The sequence below is a fragment of the Stenotrophomonas sp. NPDC077461 genome (genome assembly GCF_049545475.1).
Lineage (GTDB): Bacteria > Pseudomonadota > Gammaproteobacteria > Xanthomonadales > Xanthomonadaceae > Stenotrophomonas > Stenotrophomonas nematodicola.
The window spans coordinates 119,773-140,234 of the sequence record NZ_JBMWDO010000004.1; the positions used below are offsets into that span (position 1 = coordinate 119,773).

At 66.9% G+C, this 20,462-nt stretch carries 25 protein-coding genes; 13 read left to right on the forward strand and 12 right to left on the reverse strand.

Features of this window, described 5'->3' with window-relative positions; genetic code table 11:
* Positions 1–3: 3 nt before the first annotated feature.
* Together ACPEH8_RS09180 and ACPEH8_RS09185 are read right to left on the reverse strand one after the other, a co-directional pair.
* Positions 4–396 carry a bleomycin resistance protein gene (locus ACPEH8_RS09180; RefSeq protein ID WP_017356310.1) on the reverse strand — a complete coding sequence of 131 codons (393 nt, stop codon included), beginning with the start codon at positions 394–396 and terminating at the stop codon, positions 4–6.
* On the reverse strand, positions 396–755 hold the full coding sequence (locus ACPEH8_RS09185; protein ID WP_423666543.1) for a hypothetical protein: 360 nt from the start codon (positions 753–755) through the stop codon (positions 396–398). The genes ACPEH8_RS09180 and ACPEH8_RS09185 overlap by 1 nt, the downstream gene beginning before the upstream one ends.
* A 242-nt stretch (positions 756–997) precedes the next feature.
* Here ACPEH8_RS09185 and ACPEH8_RS09190 point away from each other — a divergent pair, with 242 nt between their 5' ends.
* Positions 998–1,516: a hypothetical protein gene (locus tag ACPEH8_RS09190; protein WP_423666544.1), complete on the forward strand. Its 519-nt coding sequence runs from the start codon at positions 998–1,000 to the stop codon at positions 1,514–1,516.
* 40 nt (positions 1,517–1,556) lie between these two features.
* Positions 1,557–1,940 carry a YbjQ family protein gene (locus ACPEH8_RS09195; RefSeq protein WP_153164551.1) on the forward strand — a complete coding sequence of 128 codons (384 nt, stop codon included), beginning with the start codon at positions 1,557–1,559 and terminating at the stop codon, positions 1,938–1,940.
* A 42-nt stretch (positions 1,941–1,982) separates the two neighbouring features.
* On the opposite strand, the gene ACPEH8_RS09200 is transcribed toward ACPEH8_RS09195, so the two are convergent.
* From ACPEH8_RS09200 to ACPEH8_RS09220, 5 genes are all read right to left on the reverse strand, one after another.
* Entirely contained in the window at positions 1,983–2,615 is a 633-nt protein-coding gene (locus tag ACPEH8_RS09200) for an SMI1/KNR4 family protein (protein ID WP_423666546.1), read from the reverse strand.
* Between the two features lie 69 nt (positions 2,616–2,684).
* Positions 2,685–3,296 (reverse strand): NucA/NucB deoxyribonuclease domain-containing protein, encoded by a 612-nt coding sequence (locus ACPEH8_RS09205; RefSeq protein ID WP_423666548.1) that lies wholly within the window; start codon positions 3,294–3,296, stop codon positions 2,685–2,687.
* A gap of 77 nt (positions 3,297–3,373) precedes the next feature.
* A complete protein-coding gene (locus ACPEH8_RS09210) occupies positions 3,374–3,973 on the reverse strand; it encodes an SMI1/KNR4 family protein (protein WP_136005636.1) in 600 nt (199 codons plus the stop codon).
* Positions 3,974–3,994: 21 nt separating this feature from the next.
* Positions 3,995–4,279, reverse strand: coding sequence for a NucA/NucB deoxyribonuclease domain-containing protein (locus tag ACPEH8_RS09215; protein WP_423666550.1), 285 nt, complete (start codon positions 4,277–4,279; stop codon positions 3,995–3,997).
* The gene (locus tag ACPEH8_RS09220; RefSeq protein ID WP_423666552.1) at positions 4,267–5,073 is read right to left on the reverse strand and encodes a hypothetical protein; all 807 of its coding nucleotides are present in this window, start codon (positions 5,071–5,073) and stop codon (positions 4,267–4,269) included. The genes ACPEH8_RS09215 and ACPEH8_RS09220 overlap by 13 nt, the downstream gene beginning before the upstream one ends.
* A gap of 308 nt (positions 5,074–5,381) precedes the next feature.
* On the opposite strand from ACPEH8_RS09220, the gene ACPEH8_RS09225 reads away from it, so the two are divergent.
* From ACPEH8_RS09225 to ACPEH8_RS09250, 6 genes are all read left to right on the forward strand, one after another.
* Positions 5,382–5,777, forward strand: coding sequence for a hypothetical protein (locus tag ACPEH8_RS09225; protein WP_423666554.1), 396 nt, complete (start codon positions 5,382–5,384; stop codon positions 5,775–5,777).
* A gap of 126 nt (positions 5,778–5,903) precedes the next feature.
* Positions 5,904–6,737 carry an SDR family NAD(P)-dependent oxidoreductase gene (locus ACPEH8_RS09230; RefSeq protein WP_423666556.1) on the forward strand — a complete coding sequence of 278 codons (834 nt, stop codon included), beginning with the start codon at positions 5,904–5,906 and terminating at the stop codon, positions 6,735–6,737.
* 47 nt (positions 6,738–6,784) lie between these two features.
* On the forward strand, positions 6,785–7,675 hold the full coding sequence (locus ACPEH8_RS09235; RefSeq protein WP_153164546.1) for a LysR substrate-binding domain-containing protein: 891 nt from the start codon (positions 6,785–6,787) through the stop codon (positions 7,673–7,675).
* Positions 7,676–7,765: 90 nt separating this feature from the next.
* Entirely contained in the window at positions 7,766–7,993 is a 228-nt protein-coding gene (locus tag ACPEH8_RS09240; protein ID WP_229296456.1) for a hypothetical protein, read from the forward strand.
* 144 nt (positions 7,994–8,137) lie between these two features.
* Entirely contained in the window at positions 8,138–9,115 is a 978-nt protein-coding gene (locus ACPEH8_RS09245; RefSeq protein WP_423666673.1) for a DUF4105 domain-containing protein, read from the forward strand.
* Entirely contained in the window at positions 9,112–11,064 is a 1,953-nt protein-coding gene (locus ACPEH8_RS09250) for an esterase/lipase family protein (protein WP_423666558.1), read from the forward strand. The genes ACPEH8_RS09245 and ACPEH8_RS09250 overlap by 4 nt, the downstream gene beginning before the upstream one ends.
* Before the next feature lie 533 nt (positions 11,065–11,597).
* On the opposite strand, the gene ACPEH8_RS09255 is transcribed toward ACPEH8_RS09250, so the two are convergent.
* Positions 11,598–12,968 (reverse strand): MFS transporter, encoded by a 1,371-nt coding sequence (locus tag ACPEH8_RS09255; RefSeq protein WP_423666560.1) that lies wholly within the window; start codon positions 12,966–12,968, stop codon positions 11,598–11,600.
* A 90-nt stretch (positions 12,969–13,058) separates the two neighbouring features.
* Here ACPEH8_RS09255 and soxR point away from each other — a divergent pair, with 90 nt between their 5' ends.
* Positions 13,059–13,493 (forward strand): redox-sensitive transcriptional activator SoxR, encoded by a 435-nt coding sequence (gene soxR / locus ACPEH8_RS09260; RefSeq protein ID WP_017355465.1) that lies wholly within the window; start codon positions 13,059–13,061, stop codon positions 13,491–13,493.
* A 45-nt stretch (positions 13,494–13,538) separates the two neighbouring features.
* On the opposite strand, the gene ACPEH8_RS09265 is transcribed toward soxR, so the two are convergent.
* Complete coding sequence (locus ACPEH8_RS09265) at positions 13,539–14,141, reverse strand: short chain dehydrogenase (RefSeq protein ID WP_017355466.1); 603 nt, start codon at positions 14,139–14,141, stop codon at positions 13,539–13,541.
* 95 nt (positions 14,142–14,236) lie between these two features.
* Between ACPEH8_RS09265 and ACPEH8_RS09270 the strand changes: the two genes are divergently transcribed.
* Positions 14,237–15,130 (forward strand): LysR substrate-binding domain-containing protein, encoded by an 894-nt coding sequence (locus ACPEH8_RS09270; protein ID WP_017355467.1) that lies wholly within the window; start codon positions 14,237–14,239, stop codon positions 15,128–15,130.
* A gap of 6 nt (positions 15,131–15,136) precedes the next feature.
* On the opposite strand, the gene proC is transcribed toward ACPEH8_RS09270, so the two are convergent.
* Both proC and ACPEH8_RS09280 read right to left on the reverse strand, forming a co-directional pair.
* Complete coding sequence (proC, locus tag ACPEH8_RS09275) at positions 15,137–15,958, reverse strand: pyrroline-5-carboxylate reductase (RefSeq protein ID WP_136006506.1); 822 nt, start codon at positions 15,956–15,958, stop codon at positions 15,137–15,139.
* A gap of 133 nt (positions 15,959–16,091) precedes the next feature.
* Complete coding sequence (locus tag ACPEH8_RS09280; protein ID WP_423666675.1) at positions 16,092–16,733, reverse strand: YggS family pyridoxal phosphate-dependent enzyme; 642 nt, start codon at positions 16,731–16,733, stop codon at positions 16,092–16,094.
* 116 nt (positions 16,734–16,849) lie between these two features.
* Between ACPEH8_RS09280 and ACPEH8_RS09285 the strand changes: the two genes are divergently transcribed.
* Positions 16,850–17,887 (forward strand): type IV pilus twitching motility protein PilT, encoded by a 1,038-nt coding sequence (locus ACPEH8_RS09285; RefSeq protein ID WP_017354961.1) that lies wholly within the window; start codon positions 16,850–16,852, stop codon positions 17,885–17,887.
* 85 nt (positions 17,888–17,972) lie between these two features.
* Positions 17,973–19,109 carry a PilT/PilU family type 4a pilus ATPase gene (locus ACPEH8_RS09290; RefSeq protein ID WP_017354960.1) on the forward strand — a complete coding sequence of 379 codons (1,137 nt, stop codon included), beginning with the start codon at positions 17,973–17,975 and terminating at the stop codon, positions 19,107–19,109.
* Positions 19,110–19,176: 67 nt separating this feature from the next.
* On the opposite strand, the gene ACPEH8_RS09295 is transcribed toward ACPEH8_RS09290, so the two are convergent.
* Positions 19,177–19,998, reverse strand: coding sequence for an alpha/beta fold hydrolase (locus ACPEH8_RS09295; protein ID WP_017354959.1), 822 nt, complete (start codon positions 19,996–19,998; stop codon positions 19,177–19,179).
* A 178-nt stretch (positions 19,999–20,176) separates the two neighbouring features.
* On the opposite strand from ACPEH8_RS09295, the gene ACPEH8_RS09300 reads away from it, so the two are divergent.
* Positions 20,177–20,389 carry a DUF4287 domain-containing protein gene (locus ACPEH8_RS09300; protein WP_017354958.1) on the forward strand — a complete coding sequence of 71 codons (213 nt, stop codon included), beginning with the start codon at positions 20,177–20,179 and terminating at the stop codon, positions 20,387–20,389.
* Positions 20,390–20,462: the final 73 nt, after the last annotated feature.

Below are 20,462 nucleotides of genomic sequence, written 5' to 3' on the forward strand. Positions count from 1 at the left end.
GACTCATCGTGAACCGCTGCGTGATTCGGCGGCGGGCATCGTCGCAAACCGCAGCCGGTTGTTGTCCGGATCGACCACCATCATCTCGCGCCCGCCCCACGGCATGTCTGCCGGCGCGCGCAACACCGGCGCGCCGGCCGCCACGAACGCCGCATGCACGGCATCCACGTCCGCCACGCGGAAGTACACCGCGCCGCCCGGCTCACAATCACCGGCGTGCTCGCTGAGGAACACCTGCTGCCCTGCGCGGCTGATCTGCACGAACAGCGGCATGCCGTCGGCGAACCGGTGCTCCCAGTCAACGGCAAACCCGAGCCGCTGATAGAACGGCACGCTTAGGGTGGCGTCGGTCATGCGCAGTTGCGGAATGACCGTCTGATGCGCGTCTGCGTCCATCAGCCCGGGTACGCCGGGAAGCGTTCGTCGGGGTGGTGCTTTTTCCATTCGGTATGGGCCACGGTGCCTTCCCAGGCGAGGAAGGCCTGGGGCACGCGGCCGCGGCCGGACCAGGTGACCTGGCTGTGCGGCAGCCAGTAGCGTGGCGGCGTCTCTGCCGCCGCTTTGGCGGGCTTGGCGCGGGGGCCGGGGTGGGTCGAGTGCTCAACGGCCACGGCGGCCCGGATCCTGCGCTGCTGTTCCGGGCTGAAGTCGGCGAAACTGGCGTTGAGCAGCACGAGGACGCGCTCATACGCCTCCTTGGTAGCTACCCGCAGCAGGGCGGCCGGGGAGGCGGAGGCGGGCGGTTTACGGGGCATGCGAATCCAGGGAAGCGGGAGCTGACGGGGGGCACGATAGCAAATGTCCCTGTGAAGCCGTGGCGGGCGGCACGATGACCGCGCGTTGCCACGCAGCGGACGCGGCCGGAGCCACCCGGCAGTGGGGCCGGTGGACCCGGCGGCGGCATCGGGATGGGGCACAATAGGGGGATCGGGCTGTCGCGCTCGGGTGCGTCGCAACGGATGCACGGTGTGGCAGTCGTCCCTGCATGGAGGTTGGAATGACGTTCCGGGCATGCGTGCGTTCTGTACACGTGGCGGCGTTGCTGGCGGGGCTGTCGTTGGCAGGCTGTGGTGAGGCGCCATCGACGGCAACAAGGACGGGTGTGCCCTCCGCCCCGACGGCGTCTGCCGACCCCGCAGCGGCGCTGGTCGCGCGCTTCAGGCTCGGCAAGGGGCTGGCGCAGCTCGCCGACGAGGCGGCACGCAGCACCACCACGTTCGCGTCGATGGTCGAACAGACCGGGGCCGATGCCGCGACGCAGCGCGTGCAGGCGGAGATCGGCCGCATGCTGCCGGCCTACCAGGCCCGCTGGGACGGCATGCTGGCGGCAATCTATGCCCGGCACTTCTCCGCGGACGCGCTGCATTCGCTGGCATCGCAAGGGACCCGCTCACCGCACGCGGCGCGTTTCAACGCGCTGCAGAACACGGTGGCTGCCGAGATGCGGGCCGACGCGCGGCCGCTGCTGCGGCAGTTGGTTGCCGACGCGCTGACCCGCGCCTCGCAACCGCGCTGACACCGCGTACAGCCGTACCCGCAGTCACCAGAGAGACGCAATGGCAGATCCTTACAACAACAGCGCACATCCGCCTGCCGCCCCCCGGCTCGACGATTCGATGGTGACCACGGCAATGGAACTGCCCGGCTTCCGCGTGGTGCGCAGTCTCGGCGTGGTACGCGGCATTACCGTGCGCTCGCGCTCGATCGTGGGCAACGTCCTTGGCAGCCTGCAGACGCTGTTTGGCGGCAACATCACCATCTACACCGAGCTGTGCGAGCAGGCGCGCGAGGAAACCTACCGCGACATGGCCAGGCACGCGCGGCTGCTGGGTGCCAACGCGATCATCGCCATGCGCTATGACGCGACCGACATCATGACCGGATTGACCGAGGTGCTGTGCTACGGGACGGCGGTGGTGGTGGAGCCTACCAGCCGGTGAGGTACCGTGCGGCGTACCGGAAGCGGTACGCCGCAGTTGCGTTCAACGATCTGTTCCCTTCTGAAGAAACGCAGTCAGATTCAACAAGCCGGCCAGCGCGCTTTCAAGGTAGGCGACGAAGCTGCTGTGATGCTCCTGCAATTGTGTCCAGTAGGTCACGATTTCGTTCTCTTCGCCAGGATGCATGAACGTTGGATCCAGCAAGATGAAGTCTTCACCTTTGCCGGGCGGCCCGGACAGCTGAATCGCGTCGCCAAGACGTGCCATCAGCCACGGCTCATCCTCCGATGCCTCCTCTTCAAGCATGCTCCTCCAGTCGGAGGCAATCGTCGCGTTCTCATTGCCGAATGGCTGGATCAACTCGACCGGAAGCAAGGTGCTGATGTAGTTGCCGGGCATCAAGAACCCATTGCTGACAGACAGAAACTGCTTGTAGCTTGGCGGAAGCGAGATCCCAAGCCGCGCCTCTGCAGCGAGAATGCTGGCCTTGGATGCGGGGGGCATTCCGAGCCAGACGACATCCCCCGACAGGCAGCGTCGCGCCAGATCGGCCAGTGCGGAATCCGGGTGCGTTGCGAGGAATGGACTCAGCCCAAGGTCGACATGCGCCTCTGCTGGCGAGGCTCTCCAGTGCGCGATTGCAGCAGTGTTCATTGCCTGCATCAGCTCATCCATTGCCATCATCGTTACTGTCTCCGATCAATGACTGGTGCGCCGCTGCGCTCGCGCGACGTCTCATTCGCATTACTCGACGACCTTCACCCGGAACTGCTCACCATCGAGCACGCGTGCCGCGGTGCAGAAGAAGTTGCCCAGTCTGCGCCCGACCTTCTGATTGCCTTCGCCAAGAATGTAGCGTACCGACATGGACGATTCCGGCACGACAGAGGCGCCCTGGTTCGTTGCTGCGAACGGGTATTCGTCACAGTTCAGTCCAGCGCCCGCGCTCTCTGGAAATCGCGTGCGACACAGTTTCCCGGCTGCAGTGCGGTTGGCGGTCTTTAGTCTGGCGTCACTCGTTCGTGTCAGTGCCGCGCCTCTCAGCCAAGCATCGTGATGCCAGTAGCCGATGTTCCCCGGCAGTATCGACTGTGCAACCTTGATGTGCTCGGCCGACTCATCCGTATCGGGGTTGCTCAGGCTTACCTCGAAGACGGCAGGGTAGTCGGCGAACCCTGATGCTGCTCGGGCTGGTGCTGCTGCTGGTGGCGCCGCTGCTGCTGGGCGCCAACTGAGCGCTGCGATACGCGCCAGGTATCGCAGCGGCATACAACGGGTATTGGATATCCGCGCGGTATGTAGCGTCTCCGTCGCCCGTCTGGGCTGACGTGCCGTCACCAAGCCGATGCAGGGCATGGGCTTGGCGTGCGCGTCTCATGGCAGACATCACCGCCACCGCACAGGAAACCGGGCTGCTCGGGCATGTGATGGAGCTACCTGTAATTGCAAACAAGCTCCTGGATGAGTTCGGTAAAGGTCGAACTGGCCTCATACCCTTGGCGACTGTACATGATTGTCCACAGCTCTCCTTCTGGACTTGTGTTGACCGTGTCGATAAGCGCGAACCAATCAAAGTCGCTGGGGCATGCAGAGATCTGGAGGGCCTCGCCGATATGTGCTGTGAAATCAGCTTCCTCAAGATACGGGTCGGCTTCGTGCAGATCATTCCACATTGCCACAATCGGGTAGTTGTCGTCGCTAAACCGCCGTACAAGTTCAATCGGCAGTAGTACGCAGCAGTAAGTGCCGGGAACAAGGAATCCGTTCGACTCCAGCAGGAACTCACGGTAGCTCGCAGGGAGAATCACGCCAAGACGTTGTTCGGCTTCGCGAATCTGCTCAAGTGATGCTCCCGGTTGCCCGAGCCATCCAACATGTTCCTTGCCGATCCGGGCGGCAAGTTGAGCCAGCGGACTGTCCGGAAAACCATTGATGAACGGCTCAAGGCCAAGATGCTCGCTTGGTTCGAGCCGCTTTCGCTCAATGTTTGCGAGAGCTGCGGCGTTCAATTCGTCAAGTAACTGCTTCCACATGATGAGCCTCTATCCGGCGGTTCAATCCACAACCTTGACCCAGAACTCTTCTCCATCCAGAAGCCGCGCATGCGTGCAGTAGAACGCGCCCAGCTTTCCACCCGCCTTCTTGTTGTCTTCGCCGAGAATGTAACGGACAGACATGGATGTCTCCGGTACGAGAGATGCGCCCTCATGCGTTGCTGCGAAAGGATACTCGTCGCAGTTCAGTCCAGTCGCGGCTCCATCAGGAAAGCGTGCTCTGCACAGCGCCCCGGATACGTTGCGATTCTCTCCTGCAACTCTCTTGTTCCTCAAGCGTCGCAAAGGTACACCCCGTGCATCAGGATTTTCATGCCACCTGCCGATCGTGCCGGGAGCGTCGACTGTGCAACCTTGATGTGCTCGGCCGACTCATCCGTATCGGGATCGCTCAGGCTTACCTCGAAGACGGCAGGGTAGTCGGCGAATCGACACCCGGACGTACTGCTCCTGGCTACTTTGTCGCAGCGAAGTGTCGGTGCCGAACTCTGAATCAGTGATTGGTCGTTGTTGAAGCGCGACAGCACCAGTTGGGTGTCCTGGCCGGTCTTTCCCTCATCGGTATCGAATCCCAGGGGGACGGCAAAGTCGTACGTACCTGGGCCCGAAAGGGTCAGGGGAGCGAAGGGCTGCTTGTCGGTGCAGCTCCCGCAGTAAAGCTCGGGCGTAACCACCAGCCCGGCCATTGCATTGCCCTGCACGGCATCGAACACCACGCGGACGCGATGCATCCATGTCTGGCCGTTGCGGGGCAGGGACACGTAGTCGTACAGCGTAACGGTGGCGGTTTCGGTCTTGCCGGTGTCGGGGTTGTGGGAGGAATAGGGTGCAGTTCGCTTCACGCAGTAGTGCAGGCGCGAGCCTGCAGCGTCGGCTTCGTCCTGGTCGCTGGCGTCCTTGCAGACCTCGTCGAAGGGAAGCTCTGGATTCTCCAGCGCGGCCTCGTACTGCCGAAGCTCGGCCATCGACATGCTGGCGATCATCTGCGCGTCGGACGGGCAGTCGTCGTCTTCGCGTGCGTTCACAGAGACGCTGAAAAGCAGGGCGACCAGCGCCAGTGCAAGCGGTGTGCGGTTCATGTGGGCTCCTTGGGTGCAACGGCGACAGGCGCACGGCGGCGTGCAGTGCCGTGGGTGATACGCCGAAACCCGGGAGGTGCTATGTAGGGAAAGTGCGGGGCGAATGCGAAGCGTGACGGGCCATGTATGTCGTTTACGACTACTGGCACGCTTCGGATGCCTCACCCTGCGGCCGCAGGGCCGATGCTGTGAACCCGTTCCGATCCATGCTGTGCCGCATTCGGCACGTTCTGGTGCGACGGGCTGCGGCTATGATTGAGGCGGCCGCCCCGCGCCGCATGCCTGCGTCCGCCGTTCAAAGGAAGATGATGCCGACGACCGTCCCCCGCGTTTCCTCGCCCTGCCTGCGCGTCTGCGCGGCCGTGGTGGCCTGCCTGCCGTTGCCGGCGATGGCCTCGGATTTCACCGGCATGCTGACCGGGCTGACCCTGATGCTGCTCGGGCTGGTGCTGCTGCTGGTGGCGCCGCTGCTGCTGGTGCGCCGGCACGCCTGGGCGCGCTGGCTGGGCACGGGGCTGGGCGGCTTGGCGATGCTGGTCGCGGTGGGCACGTTCTGTGTGGATACGTGGCGGGTGCTGGCGCGGATGCGGGCGGACACGGCAATACCGCAGCTGATGTATGTGGCGCTGTACATCGCGCTGTGGCTGGCCATCGGGTATGTGATCGCGCGCCTTCGACGCCGGCCGCCGCCGGGCGCCAACTGAGCGCCGCGATACGCGCCAGGTATCGCAGCGGCATACAACGGGTATTGGATGCCCGCGCGGTATCCGGCCGATGCTGTGTGGATGACAACGCACAACACGCTTTCTTTCGATGGACAGGTAGGCCTGGTGACCGGTGCTGCCGGCGGCCTCGGGCTGGCGTACAGCCGGTTGCTGGCCCAGCGCGGCGCACGGGTGGTGATGCAGGACGTAGGGGCCGGGCTGGATGGCACCGGCTGCGATCCGCAGCGGATCGCGATGGCCGCCGCGCGGCTGCGCGAGGAGGGCCTGGAGGCGCAGGCAGCACCCGGTGGCATCGCCTGCCGCAGCGACTGCCATGCGCAGGTGGACGCGATCCTGCAGCAGCATGGCCGGCTGGACTTCATCATCCACAACGCCGGCTGGGTGGAGTACCAGCAGATTGACGTGCTCGACGAGGCGCGCTTCGACCAGATGATGACCATCGCGGCGAAGGCCCCGCTGTGGCTGGCGCAGGCGGCCTGGCCGGCGATGCAGGCGGCCGGCTACGGCCGGATCGTGCTGACCACGTCCGACCGCGCGCTGTATCCGCAGTACGTGCAGAAGGGTCTGGCGGCCTATGCCGCGGCGAAGCTCGCGGCGGTGGGCATCGTCAATGTGCTGGCCGACGAGGGCGCGGCGCACGGCATCGTGGTGAACGCGGTGTCGCCGGTGGCCAAGACCCGGGTGTGGGGCATACAGGGCGAACCGGATGAGCTGCACCCGGCCGCGGTGGCGCCCGGTGTTGCGTTCCTCGCATCGCCGGCGTGCCGGGACGGGGGCTGGATCCTGCGTGCCAGCAATGGCCAGTTCCATGCCACCCGCAGCGTGGAAGCGGCCGCAGTCACCTATCCGCGCGATCTGCACGCGGTGAGCGCCGGCAGCGTCGAGGCGGTGGCCGCGCAGTGGCCGGCGATTGCGCAGGCGACGATCGAGCCACGCTGACCGCACGCGGTTTACGCTTGGGGCTGTGTTCCGGGACAACATCGCACATGGTCGATCTCCGCCAGCTCCGTCAGTTCGTCGCCGTCGCCGAGGAGCTGCACTTCCACCGTGCGGCCGCGCGCCTGCACATGTCGCAGCCACCGTTGACCGCGGCCATCCGGCGGCTGGAGGAAGCGATCGGCAGCGAGCTCATCCAACGTGGCAACCGCACGCTGGGACTGACTGCGGCCGGCAAGGTGCTGCTGGAGGAGGCACGCGCGACCCTGCAGCAGGCCGACCATGCGTTGGTGGCCACCCGTGATGCGGCGGCCGGGCGCACCGGTACGGTACGGGTGGGGTATGTGGGCAGTGCGCTGTACGGGCGCCTGCCGCGGGTGATCCGTGCGTTCCGGGTCAGCCATCCACAGGTGCGGCTGGAACTGATCGAGGCGACGTCCGCACGCCAGGTCGCGCTGCTGCGCGGGCAGCGGCTGGATGTCGGGGTGCTGATTCCACCGGTGCACGAGGCCGGCGACATGCAGCTGCGCGCGTTCGATACGGACCGGCTGGCGATCGCGTTGCCGCGAAGCCATCCGCGTGCCGGCGATGCCTCCCTTGCCTTGTCCGCACTGGCCGCGGAGCCGTTCGTACTGTGGCCCGCGCGCGAAGGACAGGGCTTCCATGCGCAGGTGGTGCGGCTGTGCGCTGCCGCCGGCTTCGTGCCGCATGTGGTGCAGGAGGCGCACGGCATGCATGCGGTGCTGTCGCTGGTGGCGGTCGGCGCGGGCATCGCGATCGTGCCGGCGAGCATGCGCGGCTTCCGCGCGGAGGATATCCACTACCAGCCGCTGGCCGATGCGGACGCGTCGTTCGATCTGCAGTTGTGCCTGCGTGGCGGTGAGCGGGCGCCGGCGCTGCAGCAATGGATGCAGGCAGCGGCGATGACGGCAGGGAAATAGCCGCATTCATGCGGATGCCACATGCCCTCCACGGCGCGTACGCACGCACGGCCGTAACGTGGATCGTCCCCACTGCTGCTGGAGACCCCCATGAATCCCTTGCAGGCTGCGAGCCGCGTGATGCGCGACGGTCTGGTGGAGATCGCCGCGCTGCTGGTCGGCGAGCGCGCCGACGCGCTGCGCCGCGATGACGCTCCTGCTCCGGGCGTGGGCATCGCGCTGCCGCGTCGCCCGCCGTTGAAGCGTCCGCTGCTGCATGGGCGAAAGGGCATGGCGCCGTGGCAGAAGGTTGCAGGCGGTCCTCGCCGGCGCGACTGAGCGGCCCATTCTGATGCGGCCCCGACAAACCTGAACACGTAAACGTGTTGCCTTCGGCGGGGTTGTGGCTAACTAGCGCCCCGGATCATCAACGACGGAACGACGCGTGTGAAGAAAGCAGGACGATGGGGGCTGGCCGCCCTGATGCTGGTGGCGGCCCTGTGGGTGAGCGGCTGGCTGGCCTTCCAGTTCCCCGGGCCCGCGTGGGTGCGTTACGGGGTGGTCGGGGCCTGGGCGTTGTTTGCCGTCGGTACTGCGGTGGCGGTGGGCCGCGCCCGCGCCGGCCGTTGGCCGGGGCCGGTGTTCGTGACGGTGCTGGTGGTGACCGGGGTGTGGTGGATGCTGGTGGCGCCGCGCCAGGACCGGGTCTGGGCCGACGATGTCGCCCAGCGGCTCAAGGTGGTCGCGTTCGATGGCAACCACGTGGTGCTCGACAACGTGCGGAACTTCACCTGGCGCAGCGAGGACGATCACGATGTGCGCTGGGAGCGCCGCGCCTATGACCTCGACCAGTTGCGCTCTGCCGATCTGATCCTGTCCTACTGGATGGGCCCGACGATCGCGCACACGCTGGTGTCCTTTGGCTTCGCCGATGGCCGCTACCTGGTGTTCTCGCTGGAGATCCGCAAGGAGCGGGGCGAGTCGTTCTCGGCCTTGGGCGGCTTTTTCCGCAAGTTCGAAATGACCCTGGTGGCGTCGGAGGAAACCGACATCGTGCGCGTGCGCAGCAATTTGCGCGGCGAAGATGTGTATCTGTACCGCCTGCAGGGCATGACCCGCGAGCAGCTCAAGGGGCTGTTCGTGTCCTACCTGGGCGAGGCGCGCAAGCTGGATGCCGCACCGGCGTTCTACAACACGCTGACCAGCAACTGCACCACGATCGTCTACGAACTGGCCAGGCAGATCGCGCCGGGCCTGCCACTGGACTACCGGCTGCTGGTATCGGGCTATTTCGCCGAGTACGCGCGCGATCTGGGCGTGCTGACCCCAGGCGTGCCGTTCGCCACGCTGAAGGCGCGTGGGCGCATTACTGAACGGGCCCGCGCCGCCGGCGACGCGCCCGATTTCTCCCGCCAGATCCGCCGCGGTGTCCCCGGCATCGAGCAAGGAATCGAACCATGATGCTGCGTGTGAATGGCCTGTCGCGGCGCGTGCTGCCGTTGCTGGCGATGGTGCTGTCGCTGCTGTTGTCCAGCGGTTGCGCGATGGTGACGATGAAACAGGTGGCGCCTACCGACTACCTGGCCAACAAGCGCGGCGACGTACTGACGTCAGGCAAGTTGAGCGCCGCCTCGCAGGAAACGCTGAGCGTCATCGGCCTGGATGAGGATCTGTGCGCCAAGGACACGGTGGCCTGCCAGAAGACGCTCGAGGACACCGTGGTCCTGCCCGAGGAACAGCGGTTGTCGGCGCTGTCCGAGCTGTGGGTGAAGACGGCGCTGGGCCTGAGCCCCAAGCCGAAGGACCGCGACAAATACCCTATGTCCGATGCGGCGCTGGATGCGTGGCTGGAAGCGGCACGCTATGCCTATGCCTACCTCTTCTTCAGCGGGCGTACGCCGTCCGATCGCGCGTTCGAGGACCGGCAGACCCAGGTTCGCGACTACTACAACTACGCTGCCGAACAGACGGCGGCGGTAGTGTTCAAACGTGCCCGCGCGCGCGCGCTGGAAGGCGAGGACTACAACGCACCAGTGGCCGGCGAGCGCTGGACGCTGACCTCGGACTTCGATGAACTGCGGATGCCCAGCATCCCCACCAGCATGGTCTCGGCCTCCTCGGTGAGCTTCGCCGGGCTGCGCAGCACGTATCGCCGTGATGGTTTCGGCGCCGAACTGGTGGTGGTGATGGACCCGCCCAAGCTGGTGGCGCCGGCGGACGGCCAGAAGGCCGCGATTCCGCAGTACAGCGAGATGTCGGCGATCAATGCCACCGCCCTGCTGCGCTTCAAGGGCGATACCCTGCAGCAGGTGCTGGATACCACCCAGGTGCTGTTCGATGTGTACTCGCCGGAGTCCACCGAAAGCGTGGACCTGCACGGCGAAAAGGTGCCGCTGGCCGGCAACTTCACGGCCGCCTACGGCATGTGGCTGGCCCAGTCGGGATTCGCCACGCAGTCGCTGCGCACGTTGTTCGGACTGAGCGAAGGCATCGCCGAGCCGCACATGTACCTGATGCAGCCGTGGGACCCGAACCGCCGCATCATCTTCATGCTGCACGGCCTGGGCAGCAGTCCGGAGGCGTGGGTCAACGTGGCCAACGAGGTCATGGGCGATCCTGAGCTGCGCCGGCATTTCCAGGTGTGGCAGGTGTACTACCCGACCAATGCGCCGATCGCGTTGAACCGGTTCGAGATCAACCAGGCGTTCAACAACACGCTGAAACACTTCGATCCCACCGGCAGCAGCCCGGCCTCCAAAGACATGGTGTTCATCGGCCACAGCATGGGCGGCGTGCTGGCGCGCCTGCTGGTGACCTCATCCGGCGACGCACTGTGGGACCAGCTTCTGGCCAACTACGATCTCAAGGGCGAACGGCTGAAGCGGGTGGAGGCCAAGCTCGGGCCACTGCTGCACTTCACCGCCGAGCCCAGCGTGGAGCGTGCGATCTTCATCGCCGCGCCGCACAAGGGCACCGATATCGCCGGCAACCGGATCGGTCGCCTGATCGGGCGGCTGGTGCGTCTGCCGATCACCCTCCTGGGCAAGTTCGAGGATGTGTTCCAGACCCTGCAGCAGGCCGAGACGCAGTCGGCGCAGCCGACCAAGCTGCAGATTCCCAACAGCATCGACAACCTCAAGGCAAGCGATCCATTCGTGAAGGCGGCCGGTGCGCTGCCGATCATGCCGGGGCTGAAGTACCACTCGATCATCGCCCAGCGCAAACCCGAGGTGCCGCTGGAACAGTCCGACGACGGGCTGGTGCCGTACTGGAGCGCGCATCTGGAGGGGGCGGTGTCGGAGAAGGTGATCATCTCCGGCCACAGCGTGCAGGAAACCCCGCAGGCCGTGCTGGAAATCCGCCGCATCCTGCGCGAGGACCTCAAGGAAGTGGGCGACGCGCACCCGTAGCGCGGGGCGCTGACCTGCGGCGTTGGGCCGATGCGAAGGGCAGCCGGGTAGAACCCGGCTCTACAGGGGCCTTCAACGGTTGCCGGGTGGAAGCCGGCGCGCGGTTGGGCGCGCACCCGTAGAGCGGGGCGCTGCCCTGCGGCGTTGGGCCGATGCGAAAGGCAGCCGGGTAGAACCCGGCTCTACAGGGGCCTTCAACGGTTGCCGGAGGGAAACCGGCGCGCGGTTGGGCGCGCTCCCGTAGAGCGGGGCTCTGCCCCGCTGCGTTGGGCCGATGCGAAGGGCAGCCGGGTAGAACCCGGCTCTACGGGGGCCTCAACGGTTGCCGGGTAGAACCCGGCTCTACAGGGGCCTTCAACGGTTGCCGGGTGGAAGCCGGCGCGCGGTTGGGCGCGCTCCCGTAGAGCGGGGCTCTGCCCCGCTGCGATGGGCCGATGCGAAAGGCAGCCGGGTGGAACCCGGCTCTACGGGGGACTTCAACGGCAGCCGGGTAGAACCCGGCTCTACGGGGGGCCTTCAACGGTTGCCGGGCGCTACACGCGCCGTGCCACGGCTGCGCTGGCCACGGCGAGGAGCAGCATGATGGCGTAGGTGAGCAGGTAGCCGACCATCACGTTGCCCTGCAGCAACAGGGCGAACAGCGAGCCGGAGATGGCCAGCGTGGTCGCCACGCCGAGCGCTTCGCTCAACTGCAGGGCCGATGTGTTGGCGCCCTGTTCGGCCGGCGGCGACAGTGACAGCGTGAGCACCGACAGGCTCGGGTAGATCAGGCCCATGCCGAGTCCGGTCAGCGACCAGCCGGCCAGCGCCAGCCACAGCGGCACGCCGGGCTGGATCGCCAGTGATGTGGCGAGGATGCCTGCGCACATCAGCAGGGCGCCGCTCTGCAGCAGTTGCCGGCGTGACCAGCCGCGCTGCTGATGGCCCTGCAACCAGGAGCCACTGAACCAGCCCAGTGCGCCCAGGCTCAATGCCACGCCCGCCAGCAACGGGGTCAGGCCGCGTTCGCGCTGCAGCAGCAGCGGCAGGAAGGCTTCGCAGCCGAAGAAGGCCGAGGCGGCGATGCCGCGCAACGCGATCACGCTGGGCAGGCCGCGATGCAGGCGCAGGGTGCCGCGCGGCAGCAGCCTCCAACTGCACAGCGCGAGCAACGCCAGGGCCGGCAGCAGCAGGCCCAGGGCTGCCCAGCCGGACTGCTGGCCGCCGATATACAGCAGCAGCGCGCCGATCGACGCACCGATGGCCCAACGCACCACCGTGGGGTGGCTGTCGGCAGCGGCGCCGGTGGGCGGCAGCTTGCGCAGCGCCGGGCGCAGCAGCAAGGCGGCCGGGATGGCGAGCAGAGGCACGGCCAGGAACACCCAGCGCCAGCCCAGATGCTGCACGATCAGCCCGCTGATGCTGGGGCCGATCAGCGAAGGCACCACCCAACCGGCGGAAAATGCGGCGAACACGCGTGGGCGCATTGCCTCTGGAAATGTGCGGCCGACCAGGACATACAGCGCCACCGAGATCGCACCGGCGCCCAAGCCCTGCATCAGCCGGCCCAGCACCAGTATCGGCATGTGCTGGGCCAGCCCGGCCACCAGCAGGCCGGCGATGAAGCAGGCCAGACCCAGCCACAGCGGCCGCGCCGGACCGCGCTGATCGCTCCAGCGTCCGGCCAGGGTCATGCCGATGACGCTGGTGGCCAGCGTTCCGCCGAAGGCGAGTGCGTAGAGCCGCAGGCCATCCAGGTCATGCGCGACAGTGGGCATGGCGGCGGCCACTGCCAACGCCTCAAACCCGTGCAGCGACACGAGGGCGACCATGCCGATGGTGGTGGCGCGGTAGGTCGGGGACAGGATCGACGGCGATGGGGCACGATCGGGGGCGGACGCGGTGACGCTGACATCGGAAGACATGGGAACATCCAGGCAACAGGGGGGCAGGGCGCTTGCAGGGCGCCGGCGCACAGCGCAGGATGTCACCTGAACCAAGGTTGAGGTCAAGCAGTGATCGCGCAGGAATTGAGTGTAGGCGAAGTGGCCAGGCGCAGTGGCGTGGCGGTATCGGCGCTGCACTTCTACGAGCGCAAAGGGCTGATCCGCAGTCTGCGCACGGCGGGCAACCAGCGCCGTTTCGCCCGCGATGTACTGCGCCGGCTGGCGGTGATCCGCGTCGCGCAGCGGGTGGGAATGCCGTTGGAGGCCGTCTCCGCCGCCTTTGCCGCGCTACCGGAGAACAAGACCCCGACCAAGGCCGAATGGGCACGGATGTCGGCGCTGTGGCGCAGTGAGCTGGATCAGCGGATCGAGCAGCTGCTGCTGTTGCGCGACCAGCTCACCGACTGCATCGGCTGCGGCTGCCTGTCGCTCAAGCGCTGCCGGCTGACCAACCCGGGCGATGCACTGGGCGAGCAGGGCGACGGCCCGCGGCGCTGGGAATGAACACGTACCGGCCAGCGGCCGGCACGGCCGGGCCTGGGCGTCGGCTCACCAGACGGTAAGCACCTGGCCGCTCTGCACACCTTCCACGCTGCGCTGGTAGGCCAGTGACGCACGCTGCGCGGTCACCGGTTCAAACCCGGGGAAGTACGCGCCGTAGTTGTCCATCGACTCGACCAGCACGTTCGGGCTGACCACATTGATGCGCAGCCCGCGCGGCAGCAGTTCGCAGGCGGCACCGCGCACGAAGCCTTCCAGCGCCGCATTGACGGCGGTGGCATTGGCGCCGTCGCGGATCGGCTGGGCGCTGACGATGCCGCTGGTCAGCGTGATCGATCCCCCCACCCGCAGATGGCGCTGTGCGGCCAGTGCCAGCCGCACCTGGCCGAGCAGTTTGTCCTGCAGGCCCAGGTTGAACTGGTCGGCACGCATGTCGGCCAGTGGACCGAAGTGCAGGCGGCCGGTCGTGGCGACCACCGCATCCAGCGTGCCGACCTGGTCGAACATCGCCTGCACGCTGGCATCGTCGGTGAGGTCCACCTGCACGTCGCCGCCGTGCCGGCCGGCACGAATCAGTTCATGGTGCGCGCCCAAGGTGGCGGCAACGGCTTGGCCGAGGGTACCGCTGGCGCCGACAAGCAGAATTTTCATGGGGCTCGCTCCGGGTGAGGGAAGCCCAGTCTGCGCTGCTGCGAGTGGTTCGGTAACCGGCGTATGCTTTGCAGATTGCAAAGCAGGGGTTTCCAATGGATACGTTGCGCTGCATGCAGGCGTTCGTGGCCGTGGTTGAACAGGGCAGCTTCAACGCCGCCGCCGAGCAGTTGGCGGTGTCGTCAGTGATGGTCGGCAAGTACATCCAGCAGCTGGAGACGCACCTTGGCGTGCGCCTGCTGCAGCGGAACACACGCCGCCAGAGTCTCACCGATGCCGGCCGCAATTACCTGGCCGGCTGCCGGGCGGTGCTCGAGCAGGTGCAGCAGGCCGAAGCCAGTGTGGAAGGCCTCCAGGCGCAACCGCAGGGTGTGCTGCGGATCAGCGCGCCGGTGACCTGGGGCAGCTGCGTGCTGGCGCCGCTGGTGGCGCGCTACCTGGCCGCGTATCCGCAGGTGACGGTGGAATTGGACCTCAACAACCGCCGCGTGGACATGATCGAAGAGCAGTTCGACGCGGTGGTGCGGATGGGCCAGCTCGGGTCGGCCGAATGGGTGGCGCGACCGCTGCCGCCGTATGCGATGCAGATCTGCGCGGCGCCGTCCTACCTCGCGCGCAAGGGCATTCCGCAGCATCCGGGTGACCTGCGCGACCACGATTGCCTGACCCACCTGGCCTGGCGCGGGGGGCATGGCTGGCGGTTGCGCGGGCACCCCGAGCAGGACTGGTCGGAGCATTCGCGGCTGCTGTGCAACGACGGCGACGGCCTGCGTCGCGCCGCATTGGCCGGCGCCGGGCTGATCCTGCAGCCGGCGGTGCTGCTGGCCGAGGATGTGGCGGCGGGGCGATTGCAGCCGGTGCTGGCCGATTACCTGCCCGAGCCGCGTCCGTTGCATCTGGCCTACCTGCCGGATCGCCGGCCGCGGCCGAAGCTGTCCAGCTTCGTGGCGTTTCTGCTGGACAGCGTCGGCGCGGCAGCGCCGGCCTGAGGGCCGTCAGTCGTTGGCGGCCGACAACGCCTGGCCGCGGCGGGTGGCGGCCTCGATCGCCCGTCCGACGATGGCCTCGAAACCGTCGGCCTGGAACGATTCGATGGCCGCCTGGGTGGTGCCGTTCGGCGAGGTCACGCGGCGGCGCAGCTCGGCGGGCGCTTCGCCGGATTCATCGAGCATGCGCGACGCACCGAGCAGCGTCTGCACAACCAGCACGCGCGCGGCATCCGGAGCGAGGCCCTGCGCTTGCGCGGCCGCCTCCATCGCTTCGGCCAGCAGGAAGACATACGCGGGGCCGCTGCCGGAGACGGCGGTGACCGCGTCCATCCGCGCTTCGTCGTCGATCCAGACCGTGCGCCCGGCGCTGGCCAGCAGCGTGTCGGCCTGCTGGCGCTGGGCGTGGCTGACACCGGCGGTGGCGAACAGCCCGGTGACGCCGGCGCCGAGCAGGGCGGGGGTGTTGGGCATGGCGCGGACCACCGCCGGGCTGCCCCCCAGCCAGCGCACCAGCTGCGCGCTGGTGATGCCGGCTGCGATGGAGACCACCAGGGGGGCCTGTGCTGCGGCACTCTCTTCCAGCGACGCGCAGACGTCGCGCAGCACCTGCGGTTTCACCGCCAGCAGCCAGACCTGCCCCTGCGCGGCGGCTTCGCTGGCGCTGGCGTAGGTGTGCACGCCGAAGTCGGCGGTGAGCTGGCTGCGCAGCTCGGCCACCGGTTCGGCGACATGCAGATGGGCGGGGGCGACCCCTTGGCGGATCAAGCCGGCGATCAGGCTGCGGGCCATGTTGCCGCCGCCGATGAAGGTGATCGAAGTGCTGGTCATGAGGCGTCCTTGGTCAGAGGGGAGCGCCGGGGGCAACCCGGCTGCGTGGTGCGAGGCAGATCGTAGCGGCGGGTTCCACGGGGCTGCGGGTGCCGTGTGCGGGAAGCCGCGGGGCAGGGCCCCGCTCTTCGGATCAATGGCGTGCGCCGAACAGGGCGGTGCCGATGCGGACCAGGGTGGCACCGTGGGCGATGGCCTCGGGGTAGTCGCCGCTCATGCCCATCGACAGCGTATCCACCGCCGGATGGGTGGCCGACAGTGCCTGGAACAGCCCGCCCATGCGCTCGAACGCCGCCGCTCGGCGCGATGCTTCGGGCCACGGCGCGGGGATGGCCATCAGGCCGCGCAGGCGCAGGGTGGGCGCGGCATCGATTGCTGCCGCCAGCGCCGGGATCGCCTCGGGCGTGCAGCCGTGCTTGCTGTCTTCATCGTCGATGTTGACCTGGATCAGCACGTTCAGCGGCGTGAGGGAGGCCGGGCGATGTGCGGCCAGCGCGGCGACCAGTTTTGGCCGATCCACGCTCTGCACCCAGTCGAAGCGCTGTGCCGCCAGTTCGGCCTTGTTCGACTGCAGGTGACCGATCAGGTGCCACTCCAAGCCCAGCGCGGCCAACGCGTCGATCTTGGCCACCGCTTCCTGCACGTAGTTCTCGCCGAACGCACGCTGCCCCTGTGCGGCCAGTGCGGCGACCGCGTCGGCCGGCTGGGTCTTGGAGACGGCCAGAAGACGGGGATCTGGCCGCCCGGCGGCCGAGGCCGCGTTGTGCAGGTTCATCAGGAGGGTGGACAGGGGCAGCGCGGACACGGGCGTATTCCGGTAGATCAGGAACGCTATACTGCCGCCCGGGGAAAGAACCTTCCAGTCGCAGCAGTCATGGGGAGTAGCAGCGCATGGATATCGCCGAACTGTTGGCGTTTTCCGTAAAGAACAAAGCGTCGGATCTGCATCTGTCGGCCGGCCTGCCGCCGATGATCCGCGTGGACGGCGATGTCCGTCGCATCAACATTCCGGCCCTGGACCACAAGCAGGTGCATGCGCTGGTGTACGACATCATGTCGGACAAGCAGCGCCGCGATTTCGAAGAGTTTCTCGAGGTCGACTTCTCGTTCGAGATCCCGTCGCTGGCGCGCTTCCGTGTCAACGCGTTCAACCAGAACCGGGGCGCCGGTGCGGTGTTCCGTACCATTCCCTCGGAAGTGCTCACGCTGGAAGACCTGGCGTGCCCGCCGATCTTCCGCGAGCTGATCGACCAGCCGCAGGGCCTGATTCTGGTCACCGGCCCGACCGGTTCGGGCAAGTCGACCACGCTGGCGGCGATGATCGACCACATCAACAAGAACGAATACGGCCACATCCTCACCGTCGAGGACCCGATCGAATTCGTCCACACCTCGCAGAAGTGCCTGATCAACCAGCGTGAAGTCCATCGCGATACGCATGGCTTCAACGAAGCGCTGCGTTCGGCCCTCCGCGAAGATCCGGACATCATCCTGGTCGGCGAACTCCGCGACCTGGAGACCATCCGTCTGGCACTGACCGCTGCCGAAACCGGTCACCTGGTGTTCGGTACGCTGCACACCAGCTCGGCGGCCAAGACCATCGACCGCATCATCGACGTGTTCCCCGCCGGCGAGAAGTCGATGGTGCGCTCGATGCTGTCCGAGTCGCTGCGTGCGGTGATCTCGCAGGCGCTGTTGAAGAAAGTCGGCGGCGGGCGTACCGCCGCGTGGGAAATCATGGTGGGCACCCCGGCCATCCGCAACCTGATCCGCGAGGACAAGGTGGCGCAGATGTACTCGGCGATCCAGACCGGCCAGCAGATGGGCATGATGACGCTCGACCAGCATCTCCAGGACCTGGTCAAGCGCAGCCTGATCACGCGCAACCAGGCCAAGGATTACGCCAAGGACAAGCGCATTTTCGAATAGAGGTCGCGCCGGGCCCGGCCCGGTTCGATACGTTCGGTAGTGCCGGCCGCTGGCCGGCACCTGGCAATCTTCGGAGCACACCGCGATGAGCACCACCACCATCGACTTCACCTCGTTCCTCAAGCTGATGGCGCACCAGAAGGCGTCGGACCTGTTCATCACCGCCGGCATGCCGCCGGCGATCAAGGTCAACGGCAAGATCTCGCCGATCACCCAGACCCCGCTGACGCCGCAGCAGAGCCGCGACCTGGTGCTCAACGTGATGACGCCGGCGCAGCGCGAGGAGTTCGAGAAGACCCACGAATGCAACTTCGCCATCGGCCTGTCCGGTGTCGGCCGTTTCCGCGTGAGCTGCTTCTACCAGCGCAACCAGGTGGGGATGGTGCTGCGTCGGATCGAGACGCGCATTCCCACCGTGGAAGAGCTGAGCCTGCCGCCGATCATCAAGACGCTGGCGATGACCAAGCGCGGCATCATCCTGTTCGTCGGCGCGACCGGCACCGGCAAGTCGACCTCGCTGGCGGCGATGATCGGCTACCGCAACCACAACTCCACCGGGCACATCATCACCATCGAAGACCCGATCGAGTTTGTGCACAAGCACGAAGGCTGCATCATCACCCAGCGTGAAGTGGGCATCGATACCGACAGCTGGGAAGCGGCGCTGAAAAACACGCTGCGCCAGGCACCGGACGTCATCATGATCGGCGAGGTGCGGACCCGCGAAGGCATGGACCACGCCATCGCATTTGCCGAGACCGGCCACCTGGTGCTGTGTACGCTGCATGCCAACAACGCCAACCAGGCGATGGACCGCATCATCAACTTCTTCCCCGAGGACCGCCGCAACCAGCTGCTGATGGATCTGTCGCTGAATCTCAAGGGCGTGGTGGCCCAGCAGTTGATTCCCTCGCCGGACGGCAAGTCGCGCAAGGTGGCGATGGAGATCATGCTTGGCACGCCGCTGGTGCAGGATTACATCCGCGACGGCGAGATCCACAAGCTCAAGGAAGTGATGAAGGAGTCCGTGCAGCTGGGCATGCGCACGTTCGACCAGAGCCTGTTCGAGCTGTACCAGGCCGGCGAGATCAGCTACGAGGATGCCCTGCGCTACGCCGACTCGCAGAACGAAGTACGCCTGCGCATCAAGCTGTCGCAGGGCGGCGACGCGCGCACGCTGTCGCAGGGTCTGGATGGGGTGGAGATTTCCGAGATCCGCTGACGCGGCGGGGTCGGACGCGGGCGCGCGCGGTGCATGACCGGCGCGCCCTTGACCCGGTGCGTTTACCTCATCCGCGGATGAACGCCAGCAGATCCGGATTGATCACGTCGGCGTGGGTGGTGCACATGCCGTGCGGATAGCCTTTGTAGACCTTCAACGTGCCGTGCTTGAGCAGCTTGATCGCCAGCTCCGCCGAGTCGGCGATCGGCACGATCTGGTCGTCGTCGCCGTGCATCACCAGCACCGGCACGTCGATCTTCTTCAGGTCCTCGGTGAAGTCGGTTTCCGAGAAGGCCTTGATGCAGTCGTAGTGCGCGTTGATCGCGCCCATCATGCCCTGGCGCCACCAGTTGTCGATGATGCCCTGCACCGGCGGGGTGCCGTCGCGGTTGAAACCATAGAAGGGAATCGGTACCTCGCGGTAGAACGCGGCGCGCCCGGCTGCCAGCTGCGCGCGGAAGCCGTCGAACACCTCCCTGGGCGTGCCGCCCGGGTTGGTGGCGCTCTTGATCATGACCGGCGGCACCGCGCCGATCAGGACGGCCTTGGCAACGCGCCCGGGCTTGGCCTGGGCCACGTAATGGGCCACCTCCCCGCCGCCGGTGGAATGCCCCACGTGCACGGCGTCGCGCAGGTCCAGGTGCTCGGCCAGGGCATTGACGTCGGCCACATAGGTGTCCATCTCGTGGCCGTCACGGGTCTGCGAGGAGCGGCCGTGGCCACGCCGGTCGTGGGCGATCACGCGGTAGCCCTGCAGCAGGAAGAACTGCAGCTGGCTGTCCCAGTCGTCGGCGCTGAGCGGCCAGCCGTGGTGGAAGACGATCGGCTGGCCCTTGCCCCAGTCCTTGTAGAAGATCTGGGTGTTGTCCGGGGTGGTGACATACGGCATGACGCGAACTCCTTTGGGGGTGGGGGATACGCGGGGTGAGGCCAGCATGCTGCCGCAGCCGGGTGTTCAGCCGGCATGAAAAGAACCGGCGGCCGGCGGCGTGTCGATTCTCCACCCGCTGCAGCGTCGAACCGATGACAGGCGTGCCCTCCGGCCCGCCGCCCTGCGGAGTACCGAGATGAGCGACACCCCGATCAAAGGCCCTGCGTCCTACTTCCCATCCATCGAGAAAACCTATGGCCAGCCGGTCGGCCACTGGCTGGCGCTGCTGGTTACCCAGGGCGGGCTCAAGCACATGGAACTGGTGGCGTTCCTGAAAACCGAGCACGGGCTGGGCCACGGCCACGCCAATGCGCTGGTGGCCCACCACCTGCGCGGTGGGGGCGGCTGAACGGCCCGGCCAGCTGGCTGAACGATTTCAACTGCAACTGTCACGTAGATCGTGTCTAATACCGCCCCCACCC